We start from the raw sequence: 6,537 nt of genomic DNA, 5'->3' as shown, positions 1-6,537 counted from the left end.
AGGAGCCGGATGCGGTAGTCCCGCACGTCCGGATCTGTGGGAGCCGCGGGTGCGTAAGCACCCGTGGCCACCCGGTGCCAAGTGGACGACAGGCTGCGTAGTCAGGACATCTTGGCCTGACGAAATCAGGGCTGGAAGCCCTGACTACGCAAGATCTGCGAATGGATGGTCGGGTTGATGATCAAGGCCATGCCAGTGCTTCCATGCGTTGGGTCTGTTGGATAAGGGCGGCCTGAGGTTCTATGCTGCATGGAGAAACCGGGTGCATGGAGAAACCGGCGGTCTGATTCCCTGCGACGAGCGAGTCGTTCGAAAGTCGGAAAACAGCTGTGTCGAATCTGCGAGAGCCCTAGCTAGTCGCCCTGCGCTGTTGTTCTCAGGGGCATTTGCTCAGTGTTGGCTCTATCGCTTGGCGTTTTGTTGACGGGTTCGCGTACAAAGGTCGGTCGGTCGGGCTATCTTTCGATTTGCGAAATCAGTGTCCATTTATGTCAGGTTTTGGCAGTGCCGATGTCAGAACTGGCAGCCGTTGCATCCTGTCTGAGGGCAATGCGCTACGACGCCGGCTTACACCGCTGCGCGAATCCGCAAGCTGCAGTTGGTCGCCATACTGTTCAGCTGCTGCAGCTTGTGTGTCACTATGATTATTGAATCGCCATCTTGGCGACATATGGAATTCCAGTATGTTTGAGGCATTCTACGGATTCAGTGCCGATCCCTTCCGCTTGATGCCCGGTAACCTGGGTCTCTTCGAACATCAAGGATTTTCTAAGGCGCGGTCTTATATCGATTACGCGCTGCTGCGTGGCGAGGGGTTCGTCATGATTACTGGCAGCCCGGGTATGGGTAAGACAACCTTGATCAAGAGTTTTCAGTCGAGGATGGCTGATTCCGACATCCGGATGGCGGTGGTTGCTAATGCGCGTTTGGAGCCTGAGGATCTGCTACGCATGGCGGCCAATGCCTTTGGCCTAGACGTCGGCGAGCAATCTAGCAAGGCTAAGGTGCTATTGAGGCTGAAGGAGTTTTTTCTTTCTCAGCGTCGTGCGGGTGGGCATGCATTGCTGGTCGTCGATGAGGCGCAAGATCTCTCGGCATCCGCGCTCGAGGAGTTGAGGCTGCTGACGAATCTTGAGCATTTGGACGTGGCGCTGGTGCAAATCCTGCTCGTGGGGCAGGAGTCGCTGCGTGACCTGGTTCGTGGCGAGGGAATGGAGCAACTGCATCAACGGATCGTGGCGGCCTGGCAGTTGACGCCGCTCGAGCCCCGCGAGACGGTTGGCTATGTCCGCCATCGGTTGGAAAGGGCAGGGTGGCATGGTGATCCTTCTTTTCAGCCGGGTGTGTTGAGGGCGATACATGAATTCAGTGTCGGCGTACCCCGCCTGATCAACCTCCTTTGTAGTCGCCTGTTGCTGCGTGGCTTTTGCTTGGAAGCACACGAGCTAGGCATCACTGACGTCAACTGCGTCATCGGCGAACTGCGCGATGAGGGGCTCGCCCCGCGAACCCATTCCGCGCAAGGTGAGCGTTTTGGTGGTTCCCCAGTTGGAGGACCTGCCGACGCGGCTGGTGCCAGTGCTTCCACGGTAGAGGCTGGAGTGTCGGCGGACGATGCCGCTGCCGATTGGTCCTTGCTCGATCAGGGGCTGGCGATGGAGCGCCCGCCCGCTGCGCAACCGGTCCCGGCGTCATCCACGTCCGTTGAGAATGAGTTGGCGGCACAGGTGGAGCCGGTTTCCCTAGCTGGCGCCGCATTGGACGCTGAGGCTTCCGTCGGTGAGGCAAGTCGCGATCAGGCGCATGGCCACCTGGGGGTGTTCGAGGATCCGGATGATGCGTCTGAAGCTGCGTCGATGCCCTTGTCCGAGCTTCCCGAGTCGCCCCCGATTCTAGTCTGCGAGGATTCCTTCCGCGCGGAGTCGGTTGATGATTGGGGCGACGAGCGGATTGACTCCAAGGCGATTGCGGAGAACTACGAGCCACACAGAGGCGCTGCTGGGTCGAAGCGACGCGTGATCTATGCGCTGGTTGCCCTGGCGATCGTGGGTGCGTCGATGGGTGGAGCCTACTGGTTTTTCCCGGAAACCTGGAATCGGTTGGCGAAGTCTGCCGAGCACTGGGTGGAGACTGGGGTCGCTAGACTCTCGCAGTTGTCAGCTTGGTCTCGGGATGCGACTCGGGTGAGCCCCGATGGTTCCGCAGGGCCGCCGCCGCAGGCGGAGGAAGGGTTAGAAGTCTCGCCCCCTGTCGCGCAGGAGAATATCTCGACAGTCGCCTCGAATCCTCCGCCGGCTGCTGCCAAAGATGACGCGGATCCCATCATCGACCGACCGGTGCAGGAGGATCAGCCCCCTTTGGCCCCACTGAATGAGTCCCCCGAACCAAATTCGCCCGCCCCTGATGGTGTGCTTGCGCCTTATCCCTCTGTTGTTATCGGCGCCTTGAATGAGGCGAATGAACTGGGCGACCAGGAAGGGCGATTCACTGATTCGGCGGTCGGGCGGGAAGAGGGTCGGCTTGCCGAGCCCGAGCCCGAACAGAACACCCTTGATGTCGATGCGAATGCTGGAGTCGGCGGAGGAGTTCCCGAGGCGGTTGGCGGCGCTGTCGTTGAGACCGAGGAGGGGGCGGTTCGCCGGCCAGCACCCATAGGCACGCTGCTCTTCGTCGAGGTGTCGTTTCAATTCAATCGCTCGACGATCGGCGTGCGATTTGCCAAAGCCCTGGACGAGGTGGCGGCGCTTATGGATGAGTCGAGCCTGGCGACTGCCGACATTCAGGGGTTCACCGACAGCACTGGAGACCCTGGCTACAACGCCGTCCTGGCGCGTCGGCGCGCGCAGGCCGTTGCGGACTATCTGATCAAGCGGGGCATTGATAGCGAGCGCTTATCCGTTAATGGCAACGACGTCAATGCCCCCGGGGCAGATGCCAGCGGAGCGGATGCGGCCAAGGAGAGGGATGCTGTCGGGCGGACGGTGGAGGTCAGGGTCCTCGGGCCGATCGATGGGGCTCGTTCTGACTGATGTCTACGTCCATGACGGTCGGCGTCCTCGGCTACTTGCTTGCTCTGTTGGCCTATCTGTTCTTGGCGATTCTGCTTGTGACGGCATGGCGCGGACGTCTCACTGGTTTGTTCGCAGTCATTGCGGTGTTGGCGAGCTTGCCCTGGGCTGCCGTCGGCGTTGTCGCCGGCATGGGCTGGAGCCTTCCGGATGGCTTGTTCGGGAGCGCCGAACTGGTGCGCAATGGGGGCTGGTTCCTATTCCTGACGGCGATCCTGGTCGCTGAGTATGATCGCGCCAGTGCGCGTTTTTGGCATGTGGTGACCTGGTCGGTTGTCGCGCTCGGTGGGTTCCTCGCGCTGTTTATCCCGCTCGCCCTACCGTTATTCGGATTAGCGGCGAGCGATCGGGTCGATGTCGTCCTCTTCGCTGGAATCCTGGAGGCCGTTTTTGGGCTCTTGCTGGTCGAGCAGGTATTCCGTAACCGATTGCCGAAGCGACGTTGGGAGATCAAGCATCTCTGCCTTGGGTTGGGCGCGGTTTTTGTTTTCGACCTCTTCTTCTATTCGGACGGCCTGCTGATGCAGCAACTCGACGAGCATGCCTGGGAGGCGCGTGGTCTCGTCAATGCGTTGATCGTTCCGCTCATTGCGGTTTCTGCGGCGAGAAACCCGGCTTGGTCACTCGAAGTGCATGTATCGCGGAACGTGGTCTTCCATTCTGCGACCTTGTCGGGCGCCGGGCTTTATCTGATGGCAATGGCTGCAGCGGGATATTGGATTCGACTCTTCGGCGGAGCCTGGAGCGCGGTGCTCCAGATTGTCTTCCTGTTTTCTGCTGCGATATTACTACTGTTGTTGCTTTTCTCTGGGCAATTGCGGGCCCGGGCGCGCGTTTGGGTGAGTCGACATTTCTTTAGTTTCAAGTACGATTATCGTGAGGAATGGTTGAAGTTTACTGAGGCCCTATCGCAGAGTGGCATGAACCTGCCGCGGGCCGTCGTGGGAGCGCTGGGTGAGATCGTTGATAGCCCGGCAGGCATGCTCTGGGCACGGCATGAAGGCGGTGACTTTGAACTGCTGGAGCAAAATGGCCTTCCTGAGACGCGGATTTCAGCGATACGGGGAGAAGATCCCCTCATTCACTTCCTCGAGCGTTCGGGTTGGGTCGTCGAGACCGACGAGTGGCGGCGGTCATCCGAGGTCTATGGGGATTTGGAAATGCCCGATTGGCTGCGCGATTCCTCTGCGCTCTGGCTGATGGTTCCGTTAGTCAATCGCGACGAACTCTGTGGCTTGGTGGCCCTGGGGCGTCCGCGCGTGCGACGTTCGATCAACTGGGAGGATCGTGCCCTGCTCAAGACCGCCGGCCGTCAGGCCGCAAGTCATGTCGCCCGGTACCTGTCTGACCGAGCGCTGATGCGCGCGCGCCAGTTCGAGGCATTCAATCAGCTTTCAGCTTACGTGGCGCATGACCTGAAGAATTTGCTGGCCCAGCAATCACTGATTCTATCCAATGCCGAACGGCACAAGCAGAATCCGGCATTTGTCGAGGATGTGCTGCAAACGATCAGGACCTCGGTCGATCGCATGAATCGTCTCATGACCCAGTTGCGGACTGGGGTTAGGGGCGGCGAACCCGTCCAGATCGATCTAGAGGCGCTGATCCGTGAGATGATCGACAGGCCAGCCGGGCAAGCTCCGATTCCTCGCGTCGAGATTCTGGCTGGAAATTTGCTTTTGAATACGGACAAGGAACAGCTTCGAACCATTGTTGGACATATCCTGCAGAATGCACGGGAGGCCACGGGACCGGATGGTTCGGTGGTCGTGCGTGTGCAGGATGAGGGGCAGGGTGTCAGGATCGAAATCGAGGATGATGGCGTGGGAATGTCGGCCGATTTCATTCGCGATCGCCTGTTTCGTCCCTTTGATTCCACCAAGGGTTTGACTGGGATGGGTATCGGCGCCTTTGAGGCCCGCGAGATGGTGCGCCGGCTGGGTGGTGACTTGGCGGTTGAGAGCAAGCCAGGACGTGGAACGCTTTTTCGGATCTATCTGCCCCGCCGTGATATCGCGGGGCGGCAAGCTGCCTGCGTTCCCGAGCCGTCGGAGGCGGCTGTATGAAGGGTGCTGCCAAGCCGTTGCTGGTGGTCGAGGATGATCCGGGGCTGCAAAGTCAGTTGCGTTGGTGCTTCGATCGTTTCGATGTTGAGGTGGCATCGGATCGTCGCGAGGCGCTGGCCCAGTTACGCCGCCATCGGCCAAGTGTTGTCACCCTGGATCTTGGCTTGCCGCCTGATCCTGGAGGCGTCAGCGAGGGCATGGCGACCTTGGCTGAGATCATGGAGCTCGCTCCTCAGACCAAGGTGATTGTGGTGACGGGTAACGATGATCGCCCGAATGCGGTCAAGGCGATCGCGCTCGGCGCCTATGATTTCTATCCGAAGCCGATCGACTCGGTGACACTGAATCTGGTCGCCGAGCGGGCGCATCGTCTCTTTGAGTTGGAGTCCGAGAACCGAGAGCTTCAGCAACGACGTGTGGATACCCCGTTGCGAGGTGTCATTGCCACGAGCCCACAGATGCTCAAGGCTTGTCGCACAGTCGAAAAGGTGGCAGCGGCGGACGTGACCGTCCTCATCCTTGGTGAGAGCGGAACCGGCAAGGAACTCTTCGCGCGTGCGCTGCACGAGGGAGGTTCCCGCGCCTCTGGCAGGCTGGTTGCGATCAATTGCGCGGCGATTCCGGAGAATCTGCTGGAGAGCGAGCTATTCGGCTATGAGAAAGGCGCCTTTACCGGCGCAGTCAAACAGACGTTTGGCAAGATCGAGCACGCAAATGGCGGAACGCTGTTCCTCGATGAGATCGGTGATCTGCCGCAGGCGCTCCAGGCAAAGCTTCTACGTTTCTTGCAGGAGCGGGTGATCGAGCGTCTGGGCGGAAGGCAAGAGATCGCGGTTGATCTGCGCGTGGTGTGCGCGACGCATCAGGATCTCGAATCGCAGATCGCCTCGGGTCGATTCAGGGAGGATCTCTACTACCGCATCAGCGAGGTGACCATTCGCCTGCCCCCGCTCAGGGAGCGCGAGGGGGATGCGCTGGTGCTGGCTCGTGCCTTCCTCGACCAATACAATGCCGAATATGGCAGATCGCTCCGCGGCTTTACGAAAGACGCCTTGGCCGCAATCGAGCAGTATGGTTGGCCAGGCAATGTTCGCGAAATCGAAAGCCGCATCAAGCGCGCGGTGATCATGGCGGAGGGGCGTCAGTTGTCGTCCTCGGATCTCGACTTGATGGCCGATAATGATCTGGTGCCTCTCTGTCTCCAGGAAGCGCGAGATCAGGCAGAGTCGCTTGCCTTGCGCCAGGCCCTCAATAGGGTGGACGGGAACATGACCTTGGCCGCCCAAATGTTGGGTATCACGCGCCCGACTCTGTATCGCTTGCTCGAGAAATTCGGTATGAAGTCGGCTGACTAGCCTCCGCGAATGATCCGCGTTGCCAATGAGAATTTGGTGTCGGAGAAG

3 protein-coding genes are annotated in these 6,537 nt (G+C 59.8%); all 3 read left to right on the top strand.

Annotated features, from left to right (window positions below):
* Positions 1-683 precede the first annotated feature (683 nt).
* From G3480_RS05350 to prsR, 3 genes are read left to right on the top strand one after another with little or no spacing between them, the layout of a single operon-like run.
* Positions 684-3,029 carry an AAA family ATPase gene (locus tag G3480_RS05350; protein ID WP_164652639.1) on the top strand — a complete coding sequence of 782 codons (2,346 nt, stop codon included), beginning with the start codon at positions 684-686 and terminating at the stop codon, positions 3,027-3,029.
* A gap of 11 nt (positions 3,030-3,040) precedes the next feature.
* A complete protein-coding gene (gene prsK, locus G3480_RS05345; RefSeq protein ID WP_164652638.1) occupies positions 3,041-5,134 on the top strand; it encodes an XrtA/PEP-CTERM system histidine kinase PrsK in 2,094 nt (697 codons plus the stop codon).
* On the top strand, positions 5,131-6,489 hold the full coding sequence (gene prsR, locus G3480_RS05340; RefSeq protein ID WP_164652637.1) for a PEP-CTERM-box response regulator transcription factor: 1,359 nt from the start codon (positions 5,131-5,133) through the stop codon (positions 6,487-6,489). The genes prsK and prsR overlap by 4 nt, the downstream gene beginning before the upstream one ends.
* Positions 6,490-6,537: the final 48 nt, after the last annotated feature.

It is taken from the genome of Thiorhodococcus mannitoliphagus (genome assembly GCF_010915725.1).
GTDB classification, from domain to species: domain Bacteria; phylum Pseudomonadota; class Gammaproteobacteria; order Chromatiales; family Chromatiaceae; genus Thiorhodococcus; species Thiorhodococcus mannitoliphagus.
The sequence above is the reverse complement of the archived record's forward strand: the minus strand, read 5'-3'. Positions and strand labels throughout refer to the sequence as shown.